20 protein-coding genes are annotated in these 23246 nt (G+C 73.3%); 7 read left to right on the forward strand and 13 right to left on the reverse strand.

Annotated elements, in window-relative coordinates:
• Positions 1-156: 156 nt before the first annotated feature.
• Positions 157-4191 (reverse strand): discoidin domain-containing protein, encoded by a 4035-nt coding sequence (locus tag D7044_RS07120; protein ID WP_199716521.1) that lies wholly within the window; start codon positions 4189-4191, stop codon positions 157-159.
• Between the two features lie 149 nt (positions 4192-4340).
• Here D7044_RS07120 and D7044_RS07125 point away from each other — a divergent pair, with 149 nt between their 5' ends.
• The gene (locus D7044_RS07125; RefSeq protein WP_120678065.1) at positions 4341-5315 is read left to right on the forward strand and encodes a LacI family DNA-binding transcriptional regulator; all 975 of its coding nucleotides are present in this window, start codon (positions 4341-4343) and stop codon (positions 5313-5315) included.
• Positions 5316-5358: 43 nt separating this feature from the next.
• Here the strand turns inward: D7044_RS07125 and D7044_RS07130 are convergent, their stop codons facing one another.
• Positions 5359-6102 carry a DUF2470 domain-containing protein gene (locus D7044_RS07130; RefSeq protein WP_120688334.1) on the reverse strand — a complete coding sequence of 248 codons (744 nt, stop codon included), beginning with the start codon at positions 6100-6102 and terminating at the stop codon, positions 5359-5361.
• A 69-nt stretch (positions 6103-6171) separates the two neighbouring features.
• Between D7044_RS07130 and rpsD the strand changes: the two genes are divergently transcribed.
• A complete protein-coding gene (gene rpsD / locus D7044_RS07135; RefSeq protein ID WP_120688335.1) occupies positions 6172-6783 on the forward strand; it encodes a 30S ribosomal protein S4 in 612 nt (203 codons plus the stop codon).
• 37 nt (positions 6784-6820) lie between these two features.
• On the opposite strand, the gene D7044_RS07140 is transcribed toward rpsD, so the two are convergent.
• Together D7044_RS07140 and D7044_RS07145 are read right to left on the reverse strand one after the other, a co-directional pair.
• Positions 6821-8617, reverse strand: a complete 1797-nt coding sequence (locus D7044_RS07140; RefSeq protein WP_120678074.1) for an ABC transporter ATP-binding protein — start codon at positions 8615-8617, stop codon at positions 6821-6823.
• 55 nt (positions 8618-8672) lie between these two features.
• Positions 8673-10553 (reverse strand): ABC transporter ATP-binding protein, encoded by a 1881-nt coding sequence (locus D7044_RS07145; RefSeq protein ID WP_120678076.1) that lies wholly within the window; start codon positions 10551-10553, stop codon positions 8673-8675.
• Positions 10554-10775: 222 nt separating this feature from the next.
• Here D7044_RS07145 and D7044_RS07150 point away from each other — a divergent pair, with 222 nt between their 5' ends.
• The 3 genes from D7044_RS07150 (at position 10776) to D7044_RS07160 (ending at position 14423) form a co-directional block, all read left to right on the forward strand.
• On the forward strand, positions 10776-11405 hold the full coding sequence (locus tag D7044_RS07150) for a TIGR03085 family metal-binding protein (RefSeq protein ID WP_120678887.1): 630 nt from the start codon (positions 10776-10778) through the stop codon (positions 11403-11405).
• Positions 11406-11528: 123 nt separating this feature from the next.
• The gene (locus D7044_RS07155; RefSeq protein WP_120688336.1) at positions 11529-12470 is read left to right on the forward strand and encodes a terpene synthase family protein; all 942 of its coding nucleotides are present in this window, start codon (positions 11529-11531) and stop codon (positions 12468-12470) included.
• A gap of 126 nt (positions 12471-12596) precedes the next feature.
• A complete protein-coding gene (locus tag D7044_RS07160; protein ID WP_120678082.1) occupies positions 12597-14423 on the forward strand; it encodes an AMP-dependent synthetase/ligase in 1827 nt (608 codons plus the stop codon).
• A 48-nt stretch (positions 14424-14471) separates the two neighbouring features.
• Here D7044_RS07160 and yczR read toward each other — a convergent pair whose 3' ends face one another.
• The gene (yczR, locus tag D7044_RS07165; RefSeq protein WP_120688337.1) at positions 14472-15929 is read right to left on the reverse strand and encodes a MocR-like transcription factor YczR; all 1458 of its coding nucleotides are present in this window, start codon (positions 15927-15929) and stop codon (positions 14472-14474) included.
• Between the two features lie 58 nt (positions 15930-15987).
• On the opposite strand from yczR, the gene yczE reads away from it, so the two are divergent.
• Together yczE and D7044_RS07175 are read left to right on the forward strand one after the other, a co-directional pair.
• Complete coding sequence (gene yczE, locus D7044_RS07170) at positions 15988-16641, forward strand: membrane protein YczE (RefSeq protein ID WP_120678088.1); 654 nt, start codon at positions 15988-15990, stop codon at positions 16639-16641.
• Positions 16642-16749: 108 nt separating this feature from the next.
• Complete coding sequence (locus D7044_RS07175) at positions 16750-17208, forward strand: hypothetical protein (protein ID WP_120678092.1); 459 nt, start codon at positions 16750-16752, stop codon at positions 17206-17208.
• A gap of 27 nt (positions 17209-17235) precedes the next feature.
• On the opposite strand, the gene hisF is transcribed toward D7044_RS07175, so the two are convergent.
• The 8 genes from hisF to D7044_RS07215 all read right to left on the reverse strand — a co-directional run bounded on the left by hisF (position 17236) and on the right by D7044_RS07215 (position 23135).
• Entirely contained in the window at positions 17236-18000 is a 765-nt protein-coding gene (gene hisF / locus D7044_RS07180; protein ID WP_120678094.1) for an imidazole glycerol phosphate synthase subunit HisF, read from the reverse strand.
• Positions 18001-18137: 137 nt separating this feature from the next.
• Complete coding sequence (locus tag D7044_RS07185; RefSeq protein ID WP_120678096.1) at positions 18138-19142, reverse strand: NADP-dependent oxidoreductase; 1005 nt, start codon at positions 19140-19142, stop codon at positions 18138-18140.
• Positions 19139-19564, reverse strand: coding sequence for an organic hydroperoxide resistance protein (locus tag D7044_RS07190; RefSeq protein WP_120688338.1), 426 nt, complete (start codon positions 19562-19564; stop codon positions 19139-19141). The genes D7044_RS07185 and D7044_RS07190 overlap by 4 nt, the downstream gene beginning before the upstream one ends.
• Before the next feature lie 6 nt (positions 19565-19570).
• Positions 19571-20017: a MarR family winged helix-turn-helix transcriptional regulator gene (locus D7044_RS07195; protein WP_120678102.1), complete on the reverse strand. Its 447-nt coding sequence runs from the start codon at positions 20015-20017 to the stop codon at positions 19571-19573.
• Between the two features lie 97 nt (positions 20018-20114).
• Positions 20115-21638 (reverse strand): hypothetical protein, encoded by a 1524-nt coding sequence (locus D7044_RS07200; RefSeq protein ID WP_147434599.1) that lies wholly within the window; start codon positions 21636-21638, stop codon positions 20115-20117.
• Positions 21639-21730: 92 nt separating this feature from the next.
• Positions 21731-22273: a DUF3558 family protein gene (locus D7044_RS07205; protein ID WP_233563159.1), complete on the reverse strand. Its 543-nt coding sequence runs from the start codon at positions 22271-22273 to the stop codon at positions 21731-21733.
• 17 nt (positions 22274-22290) lie between these two features.
• On the reverse strand, positions 22291-22860 hold the full coding sequence (locus D7044_RS07210; protein WP_158609358.1) for a DUF3558 family protein: 570 nt from the start codon (positions 22858-22860) through the stop codon (positions 22291-22293).
• Positions 22857-23135, reverse strand: coding sequence for a hypothetical protein (locus D7044_RS07215; protein ID WP_120678111.1), 279 nt, complete (start codon positions 23133-23135; stop codon positions 22857-22859). The genes D7044_RS07210 and D7044_RS07215 overlap by 4 nt, the downstream gene beginning before the upstream one ends.
• Positions 23136-23246: the final 111 nt, after the last annotated feature.

Raw genomic sequence — 23246 nt, forward strand, 5'->3', positions numbered from 1 at the left:
CCCCACCGCCCCGGGCGGTGCGGGTCACCGTTCCGGCGGCGGCACGGGACCGCCCAGGCTCACGATCGGTGTCGGGCGGCACGGCAGCCCGAGCCCTGGGGCAGTCACGCCGACGGGTGCGCCGGCCGCCGGAGCGACGACCGGCGCACCCGAACCTCAGCCCGCCGAGTTGTACGCCCGCGCCGAGACCCGCACGTGGCCCCGCAGGTCCAGCCGCGCCGGCCACGAGATCTCCACCCGACGCGACTCGCCGGGAAGGAGCCAGAAGTAGTTCTCCTCGTACCGGGCGGGCAGCACCCGCTCCCCCCGGGCGTCGCGCACGTCGAGCCGGACCAGCGCCGCCACCGTGTCGCCCTCGTTGCGCACCGTCGTGCTGACCGTGGCGCGACCACCGGCCGTGCGCACGCCGCCGGTCTTCGTGGACAGGCGGGTGCGCGCCAGGTCGTTGAGCGCGCGCATCTGCGCGGCTTCGCCGTAGCGCCAGTAGGTGTTCTCCGAGAGCAGCCGGCCGTGTCCGTCACGCAGCTCCAGCCGGACGAGGTGCAGCCCGGCACGGTCCGGCTCGGGCACCACGAACGCGGCGGAGGTGGACGAGGCCGCCACGCTCAGCCGCTGGCTCTGGGCCGCGCCCAACGACCGGCCTCGCAGGTCGTACCGGCGGGCGGTGACGGTGGCGCCGGTGAGCGCCGTCGTGGTGTGGTTGACGGCCCGGACCCGCCAGGTGCCGGGGTCGGCCTGGACGTGCAGCGGCTCGCAGCCCTTCCGGGTGCCGAAGTAGGCGCCGTTCACGTCCAGGTCGTAGTCGTACGTCTGCCAGACGGTGCTGTGCCACGCCGGGTGCGACATCCACAGCAGCAGGCCGGTGGCGTCCTGCCACAGGTTGGCGTTCCACGCCTCGAACATGGCGCGGTGGCTCTCGTAGTTCACGAACTGCGCCCGGGTGGCGAACTCGTCGAGCGAGCCGGACTCGCCGAGCCGCGCGTCGATCGCCTCCTGGTACGTGCCGACGCGCTGGTTGCCGATGCTCGACCAGTCGTGGTGGTTCCAGACCACGCCCGGCGGCCACTCCGGCTCGTCGCCGACGAGGTTGCGCATGCTCTCGACGACCGAGACCACCGGCATGCCGATCTCGGTGTGGAAGCCGAAGGAGTCGGCCTCGTAGATCTTGTTGTCGACGTACGTCGCCGGGTCGACCCAGTGGTACGGCCCGCGGCCACTGACGATGCCGCTCGCGGAGTTCGGGATGTAGAGGATCTCCGGGTGCTCGGCGGCGACCGCCTGCTTGAGCCCGGCGTCGACGATCGGCGGCGGGTCGCCCTCGTTGGCGCCGCACCAGACGACGATGCTCGGGTGGTGGCGGTACCGCCGGATCGTGTCGGCGGCGATGTCGACGTAGCCGGGCGGGTTGGGCAGGAACTGGCCGGCCTGCCAGAAGTCGTTCCAGACCAGGATGCCCTGCTCGTCGCAGGCCTGGTAGAGCTCCTCGCGGTTGCTGCTGCCGAGCCAGTTGCGGATCATCGTGAAGTTCATGTCGCGGTGCATCTCGACCGTGTCGGCGAGCCGCTCGGGCAGCACCCGGCGCAGCAGCTCGTCCCAGCCCCAGTTGCCGCCCCGGGCGAAGACCGGCACGCCGTTCACGCTGATCTTGAGTTCGGTGATCTTGTTACTCACCGACTTGACGTCGGTCCAGTGCTGCCCGTCGGCGGAGACCTGGATGACGAAGTCGCGGGCGTACGCCTGCTCCCAGACGATGGTCACCTGGTCGAAGGTGGCCGGCTCCGCGAAGTCGACCTGGATCCACTGGCCGTCCTCCGCCTTGGACGCCCAGCGGGTGCGCGGGTTGCCGTCGACGGCCCGCTCCGGGCCGGTGGAGTCGCTGTCGGCGGAGGAGGCGCTCGCGGCGGCGCGCAGGGCCAGATCGGTCTCCGGGTCGGCCTGCCGCCCCACCGAGAGCGTCCACATGGAGACACCCCACGAGGTGGCCCGGGTACCGGCCTGGATGCGCAGGTGCTGGGCGGCCTGCTCGGGGAACGTCTCGACCTGGGTGGCCCGGCTGCCCAGCGGGGTCTCGTTGCTGACCGACTTCACGTCGGTGAAGGACTCCCCGTCCGCGGAGACCTGGACGCGGTAGTCGAGGGCGTACGCCTGCTCCCAGACGATGGTGACCCGGTCGAAGTCGACCGCCTCGCCGAGGTCGACCTGGAGGTACTGGTCGTCCTCGTACTTGGAGGCCCAGCGGCTCGTCGGGTCGCCGTCGACGGCGTTGGCGGCGACGTTGGTGTCGTTCTCCGCGCCGGAGTCGGTGGCGGACTTTCCCCGGGCCAGGTCGGGGCCGTCGCCGTCGGCCACCGAGAGCGACCACATCGAGACGCCCCATCCGGTGGCGCGCTGGCCGGCCTGGATGCGGACGTGCCGGGCGTGCTGGCGGTCGAAGGTGACGATCTGCGTGGCGGCGCCGTCGACGAAGTCCAGCGGGGGCGTGCCGGGCGGCGAGATCTGGATCGGCTGGTGCCAGTCGTAGCCGAACTCCCGGACACCGAACCGGACCCCGCGCCGGTCGCTGACCTTCCGGCCGACGGTGGCGGTGAGCTTCAGGTCGTACAGGTGGGGCTCGCCGTAGCCGTTGGGCCACCAGAGCCGGGGGTTGCGCAGCCGCAGCGCGGGGAAGCGCTCCGGCGTGAACTCCACAGTGGTCTCCCCGCCGGCGGGCACGGTCACCGTGGTCTCGACCTTGACCTTGTCGAACTCCGCGCGGACGGTCACGGTGGTGGCCGTGGCGGCCGCGTTGCGCACCGGTACGGCGATGGTGACCTCGGCGGCGCCGGTCTCCGGCAGGTTCGGCAGGACGGTCTTGACGTACGGGTCACCGAGGACGGCGGCCCCGGTGCTGCGCAGCCGGACGTGGTTCCAGATGCCGCTGACCCGGTCCCGGACCGCGGGCATCCAGTCCCAGCCGGAGACGGCGAGGTAGGTCGGCGCGTCGAGGTAGTGGTGGGCCGACTGGAGGAAGGTCCGACCGTCGGGCCCCTTGTCGCCGGGAGTGCCGGGGTGCGGCATCGGGGTGACCTGGACGGCCACGACGTGCTCGGTGTGCCCGGCGAGGGCGGCGGTGATGTCGAGGGCCGCCCGGGCGAAGGGGTGCTTGACGTCGCCCACCCGCGTCCCGTTGACCCAGACGGTGGCCTCGTGATTGATGCCGTCGAACTCGAGCCACACGTGGCGACCGGCGGAGGTGTCCAGCCCGCGGGGCAGCCGCAGGGCGCGGCGGTACCACCAGGAGTGCCGGGACAGCGCCTCCGGGATGTGCATGTTGTTGAGGCCGGAGACCGGGTCGGGCAGGTGACCCCGGTCGACGAGGGTGCCCAGCACGGTGCCGGGCACGGTGGCGGGCAGCCAGTCCCGCACGTCGACACCGCCGGTGGAGAGCTTCGCGCCGTCGGTGGTGCCGGCGAAGTCGTCCATCGTCAACGACCAGCCGGACTCGACCGGCACGGTGCCGTCGGCGGCGACCTTCAGCTCGGGTGCTGGGCGGGTGTTGCCCCCCGCCCAGCTGGTCCAGCCCTCGGCTCGCGGCCGCGGGGCGAGGGCGGTGCCGTAGACCTGGAACCCGTTGAGTCCGACGGGGTTGCTGTTCGAGCGCTTCGTGGCGGTCATCCGGATCCACCGGGCGGTGGCCGGCTCCGGAAGCCGGATCGCCTGGCTGCCGCCCTGGCCCTCGGTGGTCTCGTACACGGTCCGCCAGGTCCGCCCGTCGGAGGAGACCTCGAGCCGGTACGCCACGGCGGCGCTGGAGAGGATCTCGTCGCCGTCGGTGTCTGTGTAGTTGCCGTCGAACGGCCCGTCGGCGAGCGTGGCCTCGAAGACCAGCGTCACCGCCTCGATCCGGCACGGCGCCTGGAGATCGACCGAGATCCACTGCGGATCGGCGGCGGCGGCTCGCCAGCCGCTGCCGCGCACGCCGACCTGCGGCAGTCCGTCCACGGCGAACGAACCCGGGGTGGGCGCGTAGTCGGTCGAGGAGACGCTCACCGGCCGGTACCGGGCCAGGTCGACGGCGGCGGTTCCGCCTGCCGGCGCGGCGGGCGCGGCCCCGGCGGCCTCGGGCAGCGCGGCGGCCACGCCGACCGAGGCGAGCAGGGTGGCGCTCGTGGACAGGAAGGTTCGCCGCGACATGGACGCGGACTCGGACATGATGCCTCCCAGGCTGACAACGTTGTCAGATCCTCGCGGCGAAAGATCACACGTGTCAAGGCGTTGACCCGAGCTTGATCCACCCGTCATCCGGAGGCGGTAAGGTCTCGCGGGTGACCAGCGCCCCCGGCCGCAGCAGACGACCCACCATGGTGGACGTGGCCGCCCTTGCCGGGGTGAGCGTGAAGACGGTCTCCCGGGTCGTCAACAACGCCCCCTACGTACAGCCGGAGGTGGCGCAGCGGGTCCTCGCCGCCGTCGCCGAGCTCGGCTTCCGCCGCAACCACCTGGCCAGCTCGCTCCGCTCCGGCCAGGCCACGGCGACGATCGGGCTGCTCATCGAGGAGATCGCCAACCCGTTCTACGCCACCATCGCGGGCGCCGTCGCGGAGGTCGCCTCGGAACACGACACGATGCTGCTCATCGCCAGCTCCGAGGAGAACCCGGCCCGGGAGCAGCAGCTGCTGCGCGACCTCTGCGCCCGGCAGGTGGACGGCCTGCTCGTCGTACCCGCCGGCGACGACCACGCGTTCCTCTGCAGCGAGGTGGAGCGCGGCACCCCGGCGGTCTTCCTCGACCGGCCGGCCGGCGGGCTGCCGGCCGACACGGTGCTGCTGGACAACCGCGGCGGCGCGAACGCCGGGGTCCGGCAACTGGTCGAACTCGGCCACCGCCGGGTCGGCATCCTGCTCGACTCGACAGCCATCTACACGATGCGCGAACGGCTGGCCGGCGCGCGGGACGCGCTCACCGCGGCCGGGCTCGCCGACGACCGCCTGATCCGCTACGGCATCCGGGACCCGGAGACGGCCGCCCGGGTCGTCGGAGAGCTGCTCGACGAGCCCGAACCGCCGAGCGCCTTCTTCGCCCTCAACAACCGGATCTCACTCGGCGCGGTGGAGGAGCTGCACCGCCGGGGCAGCGACGCGGCCCTGCTCGGCTTCGACGACTTCGACCTGTCCCGGCTGCTGCCGTACCCGTTCACGGTGGTCGCCTACGACACCCGCACGCTGGCGCGTACCGCGGCCGAGCTGCTCTTCCGCCGGATCCAGGGCGACCGGTCCGCGCCGCGTGACCTGTTGATCCCCACCGAGCTGGTCGACCGGGGCCTGCCCCGGCGCTGAACCCCTGCCCGCGACGGCCGTCGACCGGCGCGCGGGCGGCCGCTCAGCCGGCGGCGGCGCGCGGGCAGATCATCGGGTGCAGCAGCCGGACCAGCTCGGCGTGGTCGGCCACCGGCGCCGGGAAGGCCAGCCGCGCCCGACGCCGGGCCCCCGGCCCACCGAGGGCCACCGCGAGACCGTACCGGTCGATCCGGACCACCCGGGGCGCGTCGGCCGGGTCGTCGGCGACCAGGCCGAAGTGCCGGCGAAGGTAGGCGCTCACCTCGTCGCCGTGGTGGTCGGCCAGGTCGGCCAGCAGCTCGGCCTCGATCGGGTGCAGCGGGTCGGGCTCGGCCCCGGCGTAGACGTCGGGGTCGACGCGACGGACGTCGTCGGCGCGCTCCCAGCGGGCCTCGGCCACCTCGAAGCGGAACAGGCGGAACCGGCGGCCGAGGTCGAGCAGGTCACCGGTCGGCTCGACGGCGGCGAAGTCCTGCGCCGCGGCGCGGGCCTCCGCGCCGCCCAGTTCGACGGCCCAGCCGGAGACCCAGGCCCGCCCGAGCGAGGGCGCGCCCGCCGCGGGAGGCAGGTCGAGCACGTCGAGGACGATCGCCACGTCCTCGTCGCCGTCGACCGGCCGCAGCGCCGCGGCGAGATCGCTGACCACCGGCACGAGCAGCAGCACCCGCCCCTCCGGGTCGGTCACGTGCCGTACGTGGTGCGGGCCGGGCCGGTGCGCCAGGTGGACGAGGCCGGGGAGCCGGCCCGCGACGAGGGTACGGATGATCTCGGCGGGGCTGGGTCCCATGGCGCGATCTCCTTAGTAGGTTAGGCTTACCTAACTAGCACCATAGAGCACCTGATCGGAGACGTCCACGTGAACCAAGCCCGGCCCAAGGTCCGGCTCTCCCGCGCCCTCGGTATCCCCCTCACCGCCAAGTGCGTCCGCTACGTCGAGCGCCGCCCCTACCCGCCGGGCGTACACGGGCGGCAACGCCGCAAGACCTCGGACTACCAGGTACGGCTGCTGGAGAAGCAGCGGCTGCGCCACCAGTACAACGTCAGCGAGACCCAGCTGCGCCGCACCTTCGACGAGGCCGCCCGGGGCGCCGGGAAGACCGGCGAACGTCTGGTCACGCTCCTGGAGCGCCGCCTCGACGCCGTGGTCCACCGCGCCGGCCTGGCCCGCACCATCTACCAGGCGCGCCAGCTGGTCGCGCACGGCCACATCACGGTCGACGGTCGCAAGGTCGACCGCCCCTCCTACCGGTTGCGCCCCGGCCAGCTCGTCGGAGTCCGCGAGCGCAGCCGCGAGCTGCTGCCGTTCCAGGCCGCCGCCGCCGGCACGAACCGGGGAGACGGCCCGGGACAGCCGTACCTGGACGTGGACCTGGCCGGCCTCCGGGCGACGCTGCTGCGCGAGCCGACCCGGAACGAGGTGCCGGTGATCTGCGACGAGCAGCTCGTCGTGGAGTACTACTCCCGCTGACCCCGCCGCCCCGGCACGGTCGACCCCCGTGCCGGGGTCAGCGGGTCTGCTCCAGCCACGAGGCGTAGAGCAGACCGTAGGTCGACTCCGGGTCCCGGACCAGCTCGTCGTGGGGCCCGCGCTGCACGATCCGACCCCGGTCGACCACGATCACCTCGTCGGCGGCCTGCGCGGTCGAGAGCCGGTGCGCGATGGCGAGGGTCGTCCGACCTCGGGTGACCGCGTCCAGGGTCCGCTGCAGGCGCACCTCGGTGGCCGGGTCGACGGCGCTGGTCGCCTCGTCGAGCACCAGCAGGTCCGGGTCGGCCACGTACGCCCGGGCCAGCGCCACCAGCTGCCGCTCCCCCACGCTCAACGCCTCACCGCGCTCGCCGACCGGAGTGTCCAGCCCGGCGGGGAGCCCGTCCAGCCAGTCCGCCAGGCCCAGCTCGTTGAAGGCCGCCACGAGCTGCTCGTCGGAGAGCTCCGGGCGGGCGAACCGGACGTTCTGCCCCACCGTGGCGTCGAAGAGGAAACCGTCCTGCGGAACCATCACCACCCGGGCGCGCAGCGAGGCGAACCGCACCTCGTTCAACGGCACCCCGGAGAGCAGCACCGCGCCGCCGGTCGGGTCCATGAGTCGGGTGAGCAGCTTGGCGAAGGTCGTCTTGCCGCTGCCGGTCTCGCCGACCACCGCCACCCGGCTCTTCGCCGGGATCTCCACCTCGATGTCGTGCAGCACCGGCGCGCCGCCCGGGTACGCGAAGCCCACCCCGGCGAAGCGGATGTCCAGCGGACCGGACGGCAGGTCACGGCCCTGCTCGGCCGGATCGGCCACGTCCGGGGCCACGTCGAGCACGTTCAGCACCCGGCGCCAGCCGGCGATCGCGTTCTGCGCCTCGTTGAGCACCTCGGTGGCGATCTGCACCGGCTGGATGAAGAGGGTGACCAGGAAGAGGAACGCGGTCAGCTGGCCGATGCTGAGCGTGCCCCCGACGCCGAGGACGACGCCGAGCGCCACCACGCCGGCCAGCGCCAGCCCGGCCGCCAACTCACCCACCGAACTGCCCATGATGCTGATCCGGATGGCCCGCTGCTGCGCCCGGCGCTGGCCGTCGATCGCCTCGTCGAGGCGGCGGCCGGTGCGCTCCGCGATGCCGTACGCCCGGATGACCGGCGCGCCGACCACGCTCTCACCGATCGCACCCAGCAGCGTTCCGGTGCGCTGCCGGACGATGCCGTACGCGGTGCCGAGGCGACGCTGCAGCGACCGGATCACGAAGACCGCCGGCAGGAAGGCGGCGAGGACCATCAACGTCAGCTGCCAGGAGTACGCCAGCATCACGATCGTGGTCACCACCAGCTGACCAAGGTTGACCAGCAGGATCACCCCGCCCCACTGGAGGAACTGGGTGATCTGGTCGACGTCGCTGGTGACCCGCGAGACCAGCGAGCCGCGCCGCTCGGACTGCTGGTGCAGCATCGACAGGTCGTGCACGTGGCGGAACGCCCGGATCCGGACGTTCGCCAACGCGGTCTCGCTGACCGTGAAGAGGCGGCGCATCATCAGGTAGCCGCAGAGCGTCGTCACCGCCAGGATGACCGCGGCGGCCGTCACCACCGTCCAGATCACGCCGAGGTCGAGCCCGCCGACGATGCCGTTGTCGATGCCCTGCTGCACGGCGACCGGCACGGCCACCCGGCCGACCATGTAGACCAGGGCCAGGGCGAGCGTGCCGAGCAACCCGGTACGCAGCTCCGGGGAGAGCGCGAGGCCGCGCCGCAGGGTCTGCCAGGTCGTCTCGGTCGGTTCGGGCGCCTCCGCCCCGCGCTGTGCGGTGCTCGTCGTGCTCACCGGTTCGGCCTCTCGTTCGCGACTGCGGGGCTCCGCTGCGCTGCACTCCTCGCGCTCACCGGTCCACCTCGATCTCCAGACCCGAGTGCAGTGGATCCGCCTCGGGGTCGTACGGCTGCTCCTGGGTCCGCTCCACCTCGGCCTGCTCGTAGGCGGTGACCAGGTTCGCGTAGCCGGGCACGGTGGCGAGCAGCTCGGCGTGCGTGCCCCGGGCCAGCACCCGGCCCTGCTCGACGTAGATCACCTCGTCGGCGAGCGCGATGGTGGCCCGCCGGTACGCCACCACGAGGATCGAGGCGGGGCTGACCCCGGAGCGGTCGGCGGAGCGCAGCCCGGCCAGGATGGCGGCCTCCACCCGCGGGTCGACCGCGCTGGTGGCGTCGTCGAGCACCAATAGCCGCGGCCGGCCCGCCAGGGCGCGGGCCAGCGTGATCCGCTGCCGCTGCCCGCCGGAGAGCGAGGTGCCGCGCTCCCCGACCATGGTGTCCAGCCCGTCGGGCAGCGCGGCCACGAAGCCGTCCGCCTCCGCCAGCCGCAGCGCGGCCCACACGTCGTCGTCGGTGACGCCCGGCCGGTCCAGCGCGATGTTGGCCCGGACGGTGTCGTCGAAGATGAACGGCACCTGGGCGACGAGCGCCGCGGTGCGGGCCAGCGACCCGGCGGTCAGCTCGCGTACGTCCACACCGTCCAGGGTGACGGCGCCGGAGCGCGGGTCCACCAGCCGTACGGCCAGAGAGGCGATCGTCGACTTGCCGGCGCCGGTCGGCCCGACCAGCGCCACGGTCTTCCCGGGCGGCACGGTGAAGGAGACCTCGCCGAGCACCTCGGCGCCGGGCAGGTGCGCCTCGGCCGGCTCGTACGCGAAGGAGACGTCGTCGAAGGTGAGCGGGGCCGGCGTCGGGTCGGCCGGGTCGAGCTCGCGGTCGCCGTACGGCATCTCGCCGGTGGCGTCGAGCACCCGGCGCAACCGGTCCCAGCCGGCGACGCTGCGCGGCAGCTCGGCCAGCACCCAGCCGATCGCCCGCACCGGGAAGGCCAGGACCGTGAAGAGGAAGGCGACGCTGACCAGTTCGGCGACGCCGATCGCGCCCTGCCGGAGCCGGAACGTGCCGACCACCAGGACGGCGAGGGTGCCGAGGCTGGGCAGGGTCTCGAGCATCGGGTCGAAGACGCCGCGCAGCCGACCCACCGCGATGAGCGAGTCCCGCAGCTCACCGGCGCGGCCGGCGAAGCGGCCGGTCTCCTGCGCCTCCCGCCCCATCGTCTTCACCACGAGCGCCCCGTCGAAGCTCTCGTGCGCGATTCCGCTGACCTCGGCGCGCAGCCGCTGGGCGCGCGCCTGCCGGGGCGCCATCCGGCGGGAGTAGATCACGTTCAGCACGAAGAGCGCCGGGAAGACGGCGAGCCCGACCAGGGCCAGCGCCCAGTCGGTGGCGAAGAGGGAGGCGACCGCGCCGACCAGCATGACCAGCGTGCCCACCGCGAACGGCAGGGGCGCGATCGGGTACCAGGCGGCCTCGACGTCGGAGTTCGCGTTCGAGAGCAGGGTGCCGGTGGAGTTGCGGTGGTGCCAGGCCAGCGGCAGCTCCAGATAGCGGCGGGTGACCCGGCGGCGGTACGCGGCCTGGAGCCGGTACTGCATGTAGCCGGCGCCGAGCCGGCGGCCGAAGATGCCCACCACCCGCACGACGCTGATCCCGAAGAGCGCCACCGCCGCCAGCGCCAACGTGCCCGCGGCGACCGAACCGCGTTCGATCGAGGGGACGACCACGTCCCCGACCACCGCGCCGACCACGTACGCGCTGGCGATCACCATGGATCCGAAGAGCACGCTGCCGACGACCGCGACCGTGAAGATCCGTGGCTGTTCCCGGATCGCCCGCCCGAGGACGGCCAGTCCCCGACCGACGACGTCCCGATTCGTACCGCTCGACACGTTCTCCCCCGCCGTAAGCCGCAATTATCTCCCCCATCCTTACCGGTCCGGGGGTGGCCCCGCCGTCCGCCCGGCTATGTCGGCCGTCACGTGGCCGACACAGCGGTGGGCCGGGCGGATCGGGCCGCGTCCGGCCGGCCGCGACCTGGTCCCTCCGGTCCCCGACGTGCCGACGGGCCGCCGCGGCGCGCCGGGCGCCGCGTCCCGGCTTACCATCTGGTCATGCCCCGGTACGCCCGAGCCGAGCGCGACGCGCTGGCCGATCTCATGCTCACCCTGGGACCGGATGCGCCGACGGTCAACGAGGGCTGGTCGGTCCGCGATCTCGCCGCGCACCTCGTGGTCCGGGAACGCCGGCCGGACGCGGCCGGGGGGCTCGTGCTCCGTCCGCTGCGCGACTACGCCGAGCGGGTCCGGCGGGACGTGGCCGCACGTCCCTTCGCCGAGCTGGTGGCCCAGGTGCGCCGGCCGCCGCTCTGGAGCCCGGTCAGCAACCCGCTCACGGACGAGCTGGCCAACACGATGGAGTTCTTCATCCACCACGAGGACGTGCGGCGGGGCGGGGCCGGGTGGTCGCCTCGCGAGCTTCCCGCCGGGCTGCGGTCCACGCTGTGGCGGCGGGCCGCCCCGCTCGCCCGGCTGGCGCTGCGCCGGTTCCCCGCGGACGTCTACGTGCAGGCGCCCGGTCACGGGCAGCTCTCCACCGGTCGGGGTGGCGAGCAGCTGCGGCTGGTCGCGCCACCGGGCGAACTCACGCTCTTCCTCTCCGGGCGGCAACGGGTTGCCCGGGTTCAGTTGGACGGCCCGGCGGAGTTGACGCAGCGGCTGCGCGGGGCCAACCTCGGCATATAACTCAGTGCACATAATCGGTCACTCACCGACCGTCCTGCAATGTGCACCCAGCGACCCGAACCGATCTCTCCTCCCGTACGCTTTCCCGCGTCGTTCGCACCGGACGGCGCGAGTGGGGGCACGATGCGGACCTTCGCGGTCTCGGCGCTGCGGGAACCCCCCTTCCCCGCACGGCGCCATGACAGCACGGATCGGCTGACGGGGGAGAGCACTGCCTGGGCGCAGAGCTTCGGTCTGATCGAATCCGGTCACCGGCTGAGCCGGCTGCGCCGGGCCGACGCGGCCGGGCTGGCCGGTCGGGCCGCGCCCGACGGCCCGCTCGACGAGGTCCGGCTGCTGACCGACCTGATCTCCTGGCTCTTCGTGATGGACGACGCCTGCGACGAGGACGGCCTCGGCGCCGCGCCCACCCGGCTCGCACCGGTCGTCGCGAAGCTGCTCGACGTGCTCGACGGGCACGGCGAGGGGCCGGTGACACCGTCCGCCGGCCCCCTCGGCGCCGCGCTGCACGATCTCTGCCGCCGGGTACGCGCCCACGGCCACTCGGCCCTGCTGCTGCGCTTCGTGAGCCGGGTCCGGGACTACCTGCTCGCGCTGCTGTGGGAGGCGAGCAACCGGGAGCACGGGCGGGCGCCCGGGGTGGCCGAGTACGTGCAGATGCGCCGGCACACCGGCGGCGTACACCCCAGTTTCGCGCTGACCGACCTGGCCCTGGCGGGCTTCCCCGGCGCCGCGACCCGGACCGAGCCGGCCCTGCTCACCGTCGACACGCTCGCGGCGGACCTGGTCTGCTGGTGCAACGACGTCTTCTCCTACTCGAAGGAACGCTCCGCGCCGGACGGGCACAACCTGGTCACCGTGATCGCCCGGGAGTCCGGCCGCGACGAGCTCGCGGCGCTGCACGCGGCGGCGGACCGGTTCAACGACACCCTGTCGGCGTACCTGGCGGCGGAGGCGGAGCTGCTCGCCGCGGGCGACCCGGCGGTCAACCAGGTGCTCGCCGCACGGCGCAACTGGGTACGGGCCACCTACGACTGGTCGTTGGTCGCCGCCCGGTACGCCTGAACGGCCACGCCGGCCGCCCTTCCGGACGATCACCGGGGGTAGCCCGGCCGGGGGTGCCACGCATACCCTTCGGTAACCACCATGACGTGACGCCCGTCACGTCACACCCCCGAAGGCGGCACAGCGATGTCTCTCGATGTACCGTACCGTTCCATCCCCGACATGTTCCTCAAACGCGTGGCGGCGACCCCCGACCGCCACGCTTTCGCCCACCCCGCGGCCGACGACTCCGGCCCGGTCTGGCTGACCTGGTCCCAGATGGGACAGCGCGCCAAGGCGATCGCCGCCGGGCTGCACGGCCTCGGCGTGGGCCTGGAGAATCCGGTGGCGATCCTGGCGAACACCCGGATCGAGTGGGTGCTCGCGGATCTCGGGATCATGTGTGCCGGCGGTGCGACGACGACCGTCTACCCCACCACCGAGCCGGAGGACGCGACCTACATCATCGCCGACTCGGGTTCCCGGGTGCTCTTCGCCGAGGATCCGGCCCAGGCCGCCAAGGTGGCCGGCGCCGACCTGCCCGCGCTGACCCACGTGGTGCTCTTCGACGGCACGCCCGACCCGGCCGCCGCCGTCCCCCAGCTCACCCTCGCCGAGCTGGAGCAGCGCGGTGAGCGGGCCCTCGCCGCCGAGCCGGACCTGATCGACATGATCGTCGCCGGGATCGGCCCGGAGCACCTGGCCACCCTCATCTACACCTCGGGCACCACCGGCCGCCCCAAGGGGGTCGAGCTGCTGCACGGCGGCTGGTGCTGGGAGGGCGTGGCGCAGGCCAACCTGGGGCTGCTGCGCGAGGACGACCTCCAGTACCTCTGGCTGCCGCTGTCGCACTCGTTCGGCAAGACCCTGCTCTGCGGCGCGATCCACGTCGGCCTGCCCACCTACGTGGACGGCCGGGTGGACCGGCTGGTCGACCTGCTCGGCGTGATCCGGCCGACGCTCATGTGCGGCGCGCCGCGCGTCTTCGAGAAGGTCTACAACCGGGCGGTGACCACCGCGCAGGCCGACGGCGGCGCGAAGGCGAAGATCTTCGGCTGGGCGGTCCGGGTCGGCAAGGAGAAGGTCGCGCTGGAGCAGGCCGGCAAGCCACTCCCGGCCGGACTGAAGCTGCGCTACCGGGTGGCCGAGAAGCTGGTGTTCAGCAAGCTCCAGGCACGGCTCGGCGGGCAGATCCGGGTACTGGTCTCCGGTGCCGCGCCGCTCAGCCCGGAGATCGCCACCTTCTTCGCCGCCGCCAACCTGCCGATCTCCGAGGGGTACGGGCTGACCGAGACGAGCGCCGGCAACTTCGTCAACCCACCGGCGGGGCTGCGCATCGGCACGGTCGGCAAGGCGATGGGCGACCTGGAGTGCCGGATCGACAGCGACGGGGAGATCCTGGTGCGCGGCCGGCCGGTGATGCGCGGCTACCACAACCTGCCCGAGGAGACGGCGGCGGCGTTCACCGAGGAGGGCTTCTTCCGCACGGGTGACATCGGCAGCCTCGACGACGACGGCTACCTGCGCATCACCGACCGGAAGAAGGACCTGGTCAAGACCTCCGGCGGGAAGTACATCGCGCCCTCGCACATCGAGGGGATGTTCAAGGCGATCTGCCCGTACACCTCGCAGGCGGTCGTCATCTCCCAGGCTCGCAACTACTGCACCATGCTGGTCACGCTCGACCCCGACGCGATCAAGGGCTGGGTGGCCGGCACCGACCTGGCGGGACGCGACTACGCCGAGATCGTGACCGCGCCGCAGGCGCAGGCCATGGTCGAGGAGTACGTGACCCAGCTCAACAGCAAGCTCAACCGCTGGGAGCGGATCAAGAAGGTCACCATCCTGCCCCGCGACCTGGCCATCGAGCACGGCGAGATCACCCCGTCGTTGAAGATCAAGCGCCGCGGGGTGGAGGCGAACTTCGCCGCCGAGATCGACAAGATGTACGAGGGCACGCTCGCCGAGCTCTGAGCCGAACCACGCCGGCCTCGCTCCCGTCCCGGGGCGGGGCCGGCGTCCTCAGGCGATGACCGTCGGTTCCCGCCACTGTCGACGGGCGGCCCGGTCCAGGTCGTAGCGGACCGCGGCGATCCGGCCGACCGCGTCGACGAGTTCGGCCGCGGGCAACGTGAACGGCAGCCGCAGGAATCGCTCCAGGGTGCCGTCGAGGCCGAACCGGGGACCCGGCGCCAGTCGTACGCCGACCTCCTCGGCGGCCCGGGCCAGGGCGCTGGAGATCGGCCCGTCCAGCTCCAGCCAGAGCGTCACCCCGCCGCGCGGCACGGTGACCCGCCAGTCCGGTAGCCGTTGCGCGAGCGCACCCAGCAGGGCGTCGCGCTGGACGGTGAGCTGCGCCTGCCGGTCCGCGACGATGCCGGCCGCCTCGGCCAGCAGGTGCACCGCCACCAGTTGGTCCAGCACCGGGCTGGCCATGTCCACGCCGACGCGGGCGGCGGCCAGGCGCTGCACCTGCGGGGCGGAGGCGCGGACCCAGCCGATCCGCAGTCCGCCCCAGTACGGCTTGCTCATTCCGCCGATGGAGATCACTCGGGAGTGCCGGTCGAACGTCGCCACCGGCGGCGGCACCGGCGTGCCGTCCAGCGGCAGGCTCACGAAGGACTCGTCGACCACCAGATCGGTGCCGGCGGCGTGGGCCGCGGCCACCACCCGCTCCCGCAGCTCGCCCGCCATCAGGTGGCCGGTGGGATTCTGGAACTCCGGAATCAGGTAGGCCAGCTTCGGCCGCCCCTGGCGGATGCTGCCGAGCAGCAGGTCGGTGTCCCAGCCGGCACCGTCCGCGGCGAGCCCGTGGGTGGCGATACGGGCCCGGCGGGCGGCGAGCGCGGCGAGCGCGTTCGGGTAGGTCGGCGACTCGACCAGGACTCCGGCGCCGGGTGACAGGGCCAGCCGCAGCACCAGATCGAGGGCGTGCTGGGTGCCGCTGGTCACCATGATCTGGTCGGGCGAGGTCGCCAGGCCCCGTTCGGTGTAGCTCTGCGCGATCGCCTCGCGCAGCTCGACGATGCCCGTCGGGTGGTATCCGGCCCCGCCCAGGTAGCGGGGCAGGTCCTCGGTGGCGGCCCGGGCGGCCGGCATCAGCTCCGGCGGCGCGGCCAGCGCGGCGATCCCGAGGTCGATCATGTCGACGTCGTCCAGCGGCGTCCACAATCCGGTGCTGGTCACCCGGTGGTTGCCGGGCAGCATGGTCCAGCTTCCCGCGCCCCGCCGGCTGGCCAGGTGACCGCTCTCCCGCAGCTGCCGGTAGGCGGCGGTGACCGTGGTCCGGCTGATCTTCAGCGCCTGGGCCAGTTCCCGCTCGGCGGGCAGCCGTACGCCCAACGGCAGCCGGCCGTCGGCGAGCAGCCCGCGGACCGCTCCGGCGAGCGCGGCGTAGTCGGGGCTGCGCCGACGGCCCGGGAGCGCATGCCACTGACCGAGCAGCCGCGCCAATTGGATTCCCCGGACCTGGCTGGTCATGGCCACCTCCCCCGGATTGGCTCTATCACTCGATGAATTGGCCCCTAGGGTGGCATGCATGGCAACAATTGGCAATCTGCGGCACCGTCCGGTCCGCAGGCTGACCCAGCTCTACCTCGGCCTGGCCCTCTACGGGATCAGCATGGCGCTGATGATCCGCTCCGGGCTGGGGCTCAACCCCTGGGACGTGTTCCACCAAGGGCTCTCCGAGCGCACCGGCCTCTCCTTCGGCACGGTGACCATCGCCGTCGGCGCGGTCGTCCTGCTGCTCTGGATCCCGCTGCGGCAACGGCCCGGCCTCGGCACCGTCAGCAACGTGGTGGTCATCGGACTGGTCGTGGACGCGACGCTCGCGCTGCTGCCCGCTGTCGGACCACTCTGGATCCGAATTGGACTGCTCGTCACCGGCATCGTGGCCAACGGCGCCGCCACCGGCCTCTACCTCGGCGCCCGGCTCGGCCCTGGCCCGCGCGACGGGCTGATGACCGGCTTCGTGGCCCGTCGACCGCACCGCTCGATCCGGCTGGTGCGCACCGTCATCGAGATCACCGTGCTGGCGCTGGGCTTCCTGCTCGGCGGCACGGCCGGCATCGGCACGGTGGCGTACGCGCTCGCCATCGGGCCGCTCGCCCAGTTCTTCGTACCGTTGTTCGCCGTCGCGGAGCCCGGGGACGTCGGCCCGGGGCGGGTGGCCGCGCAGCCGGCGGGCTGACGCCTCGACCCACCCCCGACCCCGTCCGGCCAGCAGACGTTCGCCGGGCGGGAGGGCGTACGCCGACCAAGTGTTTCCTTCCGCGAGCCGGACCGGCATCATTTCTGCATGGGGGAGAGCGGATGGCGCTGGAACGACGCCTGGATCTTCGTGTCGTTGGTCATCGCGAGCGGCGCCGGAAGGCACCGCCGGTCCGCGTCCAGCCGGCGCCCCGAGGGCGTACGCCTCGCCGACGTGCTCTCCACCGCCGATCACCTCAACCGGGCCATCCCGCAGCGGGACGAGCTGGAGACGGCCGTGCGCCGGCTGCTCGGCGCCGGTCTGGTCAGCGTCGACGACGGCTGGTTCCGGATCACCGCCGAGGGTGAGCAACTCTGGCGCAGCCGGCCCAGCGCCGGCGTGACGACCACTGTGGAGAAGATGCAGGGTGTGCTCGGCCGGCGGCACGCGCCGGGCAGCGCCGAGTGGACGCTGGACGAGGCCGACCACGCCGCGGCGGTGCAGGAGTACGTGGTCCGCTCCATTCCGGCCCCGCGCCGCTCCCCCGAGGGGCATCCGGACCGCTGATCCCGACGCCGGCGCGGGCCGCGACCGTCAGCGGACGGGGTGACCGCGGTGGCGCAGGGCGTCCTTCACGTCGGCGACGGTCAACTCACCGAAGTGGAAGACGCTCGCGGCGAGCACCGCGTCCGCGCCGGCGGTGATCGCCGGCGGAAAGTGCGCCACCTGACCCGCTCCGCCGCTTGCCACCACCGGCACGTCCACGACCTCCCGGACCGCCCGGATCAGCTCCAGGTCGAACCCGGCCTTGGTGCCGTCGGCGTCCATCGAGTTGACCAGCAGCTCCCCCGCGCCCAGCTCGGCGCCGCGGCGGGCCCAGTCGACGGCGTCGATCCCGGTGCCCCGCCGGCCGCCGTGGGTGGTCACCTCGAAACCGCTGGCGGTGACGCCGGGGGCGCGGCGCACGTCGAGCGAGAGCACCAGCACCTGCCGGCCGAACCGGTCGGCGACCTCGGCGATCAGCTCCGGCCGGGCGATCGCCGCGGTGTTCACCCCGACCTTGTCCGCCCCGGCGCGGAGCAGGGTGTCCACGTCGGCGACGCTGCGTACGCCACCGCCGACGGTGAGCGGAATGAAGACGGACTCGGCGGTGCGCCGCACCACGTCGAGCATGGTGCCGCGGTCGCTGCTGGAGGCGGTCACGTCGAGGAAGGTCAACTCGTCCGCGCCGGCCCGGTCGTACGCCGCGGCCAGCTCGACCGGGTCGCCCGCGTCGCGCAGGTCGACGAAGTTGACCCCCTTGACCACCCGCCCGGCGTCCACGTCCAGGCAGGGGATCACCCGTACCGCCACCGTCATGTCGCCGAGCCTATCCCGCCACGCCGGGCCGGCCGCCCTGCCGGACGCGTCGCGGACCCCGGTGGTGGTGTGAAGCCCGCCACCGGCCGGGGTGCGGAGGGCCCCTCACCACCGGGGACGGCGGGAGGGGCCCTTGCTCAGAGGCGGACCAGCATCTTGCCGAGGTTCTCTCCGCGGAGCAGGCCGAGGAACGCCGACGGGGCGTTCTCGATGCCGTCCACGACCGTCTCGTCGTAGCGGAGGCGACCCGCCTGCAGCCAGCCGGCCATCTCCTGGACGAACTGGTCGCGCAGCCCCGCGTGATCACCGGCCAGGAAGCCGCGCAGGGTGAGCCGCTTGCCGATGACCTGCGCCAGGTTGCGCGGCGCGGCCGGCGGCACGGTGTCGTTGTACTGGGAGATCATCCCGCAGACCGCCACCCGGCCGTGCGGCCGCAGCGCCGAGATGGCGGCCTCCAGGTGGTCGCCGCCCACGTTGTCGAAGTAGACGTCGATCCCCTCCGGCGCGGCCGCCTTCAGCGACGTACGGACCGGACCGTCGTGGTAGTCGAACGCCGCGTCGAAGCCGAGCGCGGTCAGCCGGTCCACCTTCGCCGGCGAACCGGCGCTGCCGATGACCCGGGCGGCGCCCCGGAGCTTGGCGATCTGCCCGACCAGGCTGCCCACCGCGCCGGCCGCGGCGGAGACGAAGACCGTCTCCCCGGGCCGCATCCCGGCCACCTCCAACAGCCCGGCGTACGCGGTCAGCCCCACCATGCCGAGGACCCCCAGGTAGCTGGTCAGCGGCGCCAGCTCCGGGTCGACCTGGCGGGCGGAGCGCGCCTCGACCAGCGCGTACTCCCGCCAGCCGAGCCCGTGCAGCACCACGTCGCCGGGGGCGAAACCGTCGGCCTCGCTGGCGACCACCTCACCGACCGCGCCCCCGTCCAGGGGCGCGTCGAGCGCGTACGGCGGCACGTAGGACTTCGCGTCGTTCATCCGACCCCGCATGTACGGGTCGACCGACATGTACCGGTTGCGAACCAGGAGCTGCCCCGGCCCGGGCTTCGGCACCTCGGTCTCGATCAGCCGGAAGTTCTCCGCCGTCGGCCAGCCCTGCGGGCGCGACGCCAGGTGGATCTCCCGGTTCACCGCCCCGGTCACGCCGCCGCCCGGACGCGGAGCGCGACCTCGACGTTGCCGCGGGTGGCGTTGGAGTAGGGGCAGACCTGGTGCGCCTGGGCCACCAGCTCCTCGGCGGCGGCCCGCGAGGCGGCGGGCAGGTCGACGACGAGCGCGACGGTCAGCTCGTAGCCGCCGGCGCCGTTCGGGCCGATGCCCACCTCCGCCTCGACGGCGGAGTCGGTCACGTCCACCTTCGTCCGGCGGGCGACGGCCCGCAGCGCGGAGTGGAAACAGGCCGCGTAGCCGGCCGCGAAGAGCTGCTCCGGGTTGGCGCCGCCACCGGCGCCGCCCATCTCCGTGGGGGGGACGAGGTCGAGGTCGAGGATGCCGTCGACGGTGCGGACGTGTCCGCTGCGGCCGTCACCGGTGGAGGTGGCGGACGCGGTGTAGAGCACCTGCATGAGGGGTCACTGCTCCTTCTGTCGGTGGATGGTCTCGGCGACCCGGGTGAGGGTGTCGCGGACGGCGACCAGCTCGGTCTCGGAGAGCCCGGTGGCCCCGGCGATCCGCCGCGGCACGTCCTCCACCTGCCGCCGCAGCGCACGGCCGGCGTCGGTCAGCTCCACCTCGACCCGTCGTTCGTCGCGCGTCGACCGCCGCCGGAGCACCAGGCCCGCCTCCTCCAGCCGCTTGAGCAGCGGGGAGAGGGTGCCGGAGTCCAGCCGCAGCTCGGCGCCGAGAGCGGAGACGGTGGGGGCGTCGCCGTCGTGCTCCCAGAGGACCAGCAGCACCAGGTACTGCGGATAGGTCAGCCCGACGGCGTCGAGGATGGGCCGGTAGACGTCGGTCACGGCGCGCGACGCCGCATAGAGGGCGAAGCACACCTGGCGGCGCAGCACCAGGTCATCGATCATCCGGAAAAGGTAGCGCGCAATTAAATTGCGCGCAACCTATCGGCCTCGGCGCCAGCACCACCGGCGCGGTAAGCCCGGCGGCCCGCGCGGCGGCCGCTCAGCCGACGCAGAGCGGGGCGTCCGGCGGCACCGTCTCGCTCCGCCTGAGCACCACGTGCTCGTCCCCCAACTCCCCCCGATGTTTGATCGGCTTCGTATTGAAGGTCCTCAGGAAGAAGTTGAGCACGTCCGCCACCACCTTCGGGATCGAGTAGTCGAGCCCGTACCGCAGGGTCAGACCGAACCCCGCGCCCCGACAGGCGAGCAGGGGCGCCCCCGCCCCCGAGCCGAGACTCGCGCCGACCGAGGCGCGCAGGGCGACGTACAGACCGGCGTGGAACCCGACCACCCCGATCCCCACACTGAACTTCACGTCGTAGCTCACGACCAGCCCGCTCACCCCGACCGAGACACCCGTGATCGAGTTGGTGAGGCTCTTGCGGACACCGAACCCGCCCGGCGAGACCGGTCCCCAGTACGGGCGGTGGTAGCCGTAGCCGAAGGCACCCGACAGGGAGTACTCGCCGCCCGCCTCCAGGTAGCCGTCCTTGGCGCTGAACGCCGTCTTGATCTCCAACGACTGGCTCACCCGAACCGAGAAGGGCACCCCGAGGATGGTCCCGACCGGGAAGTCGAACGCGGTCGGCAACACCAGCGACTTGGAGAGGTTGCGGGTGTTGCCGACCTTGGTGGCCGCCTTGACCGCCACCCGCAGGCCGGCGCCGCCGGTGATGCTGAACTCCGCCCGGGTGATCGTGGCGCCCGAGATGGCGAAGTCGAAGGTGCCCCTCGGCCGGTCCATGAGCAGGCTCACCGAGCCACTCATCCGGATCTCGCTGTCGTCGTAGTCGAAGCGGGCGGCGACCCCGTCCCGGCAGCACTCCGCGGTCAGCCGGGCGTCGCCGGTCTGCGCCGTCTCCGAACCGCTCAACCGCGCCGGCGGCGCCGGCGGGCGGGGGGCCGGCGCGCCGACCGGCACGAGACGGGCGCGCCCCACCGGCGCTCCACCGCCCGGCCCGACCCGTTCGCCCCCGCCCGTCGCGAGCCCGCTGGGGAGAGCACCGCCGGTCTCCGCGATCGGCGCACCACCGCCGGTGCCGCCGCTCGGCGTCGGCTCGGGCGGCAGGTCGGCCACCGTCCACGCCGGGGTACCCGCGGAGTACGCGATCGGGCGGTCCAACGGCACCGGCGCGTCCGTGCGGAAACTCCCGTCCCGGATCACCTCGGTCAGCTCGACCGGAGCGATCGTGACGGCGAGGTCACCGCCGTCTCGGCGCGCCTCCAGCACCCGGCCGACCGCCCGGGACGTCAGGAACATGACCCGGCCGGGAGCGAGATCCCCGGCGTGCTTCGCGTCCGGGTCGATCCGCCAGGTCAGGCCGTCGTCGGTGACCGAGCGGACGGCGTTCCCACCGCCGCCGACGAAGACCACGTCCGGCTGGTACGTGACGTCGGGGTGCGGCCGCGGCGCCAGCCCGTACCGGACGGCGGCCGGATCGTACGGATCCACGACGGCGCTGTCGCCCCCGTTCCCGCCCTGACAGGCCACCACTCCACTGAGCAGCACGGTCAGCGCGGTCAACCCCGCCAGCGAACGTACGCGAACCCGCCGCCCGGTCCCGGGACCGCCCGACGCCCGCGACCGCACCCCACGCATCATCTCCCCCGTTCCGCTCAGATCCGGCCGGCCACCGTGCGGGCGATCCGCTCCAGCGGCGCACGGTTCTCCGCCGGGTCGTTGAGCCGGACCAGGCGCACCGAGACCCATTGGCCGGAGTGGCTGACGAAGACCGCCTCGAGGCTCGCGTACGTCTCGTCGCCGACGCCCGCCAGCGGTCGCAGCTCGTGGCCGAGCTCCCGCTCGATGTCGAGGAACTTCTTCGCGCCGTCACCGACGAAGACCTCCACCTGCGCCGTGGGTCCGGTGACCGGGCCGGTGTAGGTGCAGGTCTCGCGCACCGGCACGGCGGCGTCCAGCTTGGTGCCGGCGAGCTGCTCGGCCTCCTTCCTGGTCACCAACGCGCACGGGTCCACGGTGGCCGGCGGCGCGGCCGGCGGTGACGGCTCCGCACCGGTCGCCGGCTGCTCCGAGGGCGCCGCCCCGACCGGGGCCACCGGCGGGTCCTCCTGCTCGGAGCCGCAGCCGGCGACCGTCGCGGCGAGCAGCGCTGCCAGCAGCGCGGCGGCGGGCCGGGCAGGACGACGGATCTGTCTCAACGCAACCTCCGTGGTGCTCACAGCCGGTCCCGGACCGCGCCGACGAGCCGGATCAGGGTGGGACGGTCACGGTCGTCGGTGACCGAGGTGACCACGACGAGATGGCAGTAGCGGTCGTCCACGACGAACTCGGCGCCGTTGCCCCGGACGAACCGGATGCCGTCCGGGCCCGGTTCCGGCTCCCCGAAGGCCGGATCCGGAGTGGGCAGCCGGCCGGTCGCCGCGGTGCCCGGCTCGCCGATCTCCACAGTCACCGAGTGGTAGGACTCCGGGTTCTCCCAGACACAGCTCCCCTCGCCCGGACGGCCCCCCTCGTGCCGACCGAGAACGGCGGTCACCTCCGCGTCGGTGAGCAGCGCACAGGCGTCGACCGGCGCCTCTTTCGCGTCGGCCGGCGCTGCGGCAGCCGAGCTGCTCCCGGCCGGGGTGGGCTCGGCGGGCGGCGCGTCCGGATCGGACGACGACCCGGAGCAGCCGGCGAGCAGTAGGCCCAGGGCCAGCGTGACCATCGGCAGCGCCGCCCGGCGCCGCGACGATCGCGGTTCGGGACGGTGCTCCGGCGACCGGCCGGCCGGCGGTTCGGTCATGATTCTTCCCCCCATGGCTGCGTCGCCGGGCTCTCCGGCTCGACGATCCACTCGGCGGTGCCCAGCCGGTCCACCCGCCAGCCGGCAGCGGCGGCCACCGCGGCCACCGTCTCCGCGTCCGGCCCCTCGACCAGCGCGAGCACCACGTCGTCGGCCGGGATCCGCACGGCGCCCCGCAGCCGGGTCACACCCGTCGTCAGCGCGCCGACCGGCTCGTCGACGGACTCCCCCGGCGCGCGGTCGTACCGCTCGAGGACGAAGAGCCGAATGGACATGCCTCGACGCTAGGCCGGTACGTCGCCGGGGTAATCGGGTGTTTCCCTATCCTTCGACGCGCCCGCCGCAGCCCGTCACCCGTCAAGACCCGCGCGGCGAACCATCAGCCG

Origin of the sequence: Micromonospora musae (genome assembly GCF_003626635.1) — a bacterium.
Lineage (GTDB): Bacteria > Actinomycetota > Actinomycetes > Mycobacteriales > Micromonosporaceae > Micromonospora > Micromonospora musae.